At 44.6% G+C, this 1,167-nt stretch carries 1 protein-coding gene and 1 pseudogene; both read left to right on the forward strand.

The genetic code is table 11. The features are described from left to right. A pseudogene (locus F6K23_RS40950) lies at positions 1 to 629 on the forward strand (nitrite reductase (NAD(P)H)); the annotation flags it as partial. A gap of 22 nt (positions 630 to 651) precedes the next feature. Continuing rightward, positions 652 to 978 carry a nitrite reductase small subunit NirD gene (nirD, locus tag F6K23_RS40955; RefSeq protein WP_293167000.1) on the forward strand — a complete coding sequence of 109 codons (327 nt, stop codon included), beginning with the start codon at positions 652 to 654 and terminating at the stop codon, positions 976 to 978. The last annotated feature ends 189 nt before the right edge of the window (positions 979 to 1,167 follow it).

Consider the following 1,167-nt stretch of genomic DNA (forward strand, 5'->3'; position numbering starts at 1 on the left):
TTAAAACTTGTGTCGGTTCAAGCTGGTGCCGTTACGGTGTGCAAGATTCTGTTGGCTTCGGCATCAAGATGGAGCATCGCTACAAAGGCCTGCGCTCACCACGTAAACTTAAATTTGCGGTATCAGGCTGTACCCGTGAATGTGCTGAAGCACAAAGCAAAGACATCGGCGTTATCGCCACCGAAAACGGTTATAATCTCTACGTTTGTGGTAACGGCGGCATGAAACCACGTCATGCTGATTTGTTTGCTACTGACCTCGATGAAGAAACCTTATTAAAATATACCGATCGTGTGTTAATGTTCTACGTCAAAACCGCCGACAAACTCCAACGCACAGCACGTTGGTTAGAAAATCTTGAGGGCGGACTCGACTACCTCAAAGCAGTGGTCATCGATGACAAACTCGGAATTGCTGAGGAACTCGATCGCCAAATGCAGCATGTGGTTGATACCTACCAGTGTGAATGGAAAACGGCTGTTGAAACCCCAGATATTCGCAAACGTTTCAACACATTCATTAACAGTGATAACCAAGAAGATAGCAACCTCACCTATACCCGTGAGCGTGATCAACGTCGTCCGCTCTACGATCATGAGCGCGATCTACAAGCTGCTGCTAGCTCTTAATTAACTCGTAAAGGATTTTATCATGTCTCGTGTCATTTGTAAACTTTCCGACATTACTCCCAACACTGGTGTTTGTGCCCTCGTCGAAGATGAACAAGTCGCTATTTTCCGTGTTGAAGACAAGGTCTATGCCCTGTCTAACTTGGATCCCTTTAGCAAGGCGATGGTTCTTTCACGAGGACTTATCGGTAGTAAAGGTGGTGTGCTGAAAGTTTCTTCACCACTCTACAAACAAAGCTTTGCCCTTGAAGATGGCCGCTGTCTCGATGATGAAACAGTTTCTCTGCCTACTTGGGCAGTATCAGTCTCTGATAGTGGCGAAATACTCTTAGGTGACAAACTGAATTAATTTACCCCGGCGATACATCGATTAACTCCTTCTTGATTGATCTATCACCAAACCCCACTGCAATGCAGTGGGGTTTTTTAAATTCTATAACCTTTAACAATAAACCTCGCTGAGTTCTCAGCGAGGTTTATTAATGTAACTTCTAAAAGTAGGAAGTTTAGAGACGCTCTTCTATCTCGTCGAAGATCA

This window comes from Okeania sp. SIO2C9 (assembly GCF_010672455.1).
Taxonomy (GTDB): Bacteria; Cyanobacteriota; Cyanobacteriia; order Cyanobacteriales; family Microcoleaceae; genus Okeania.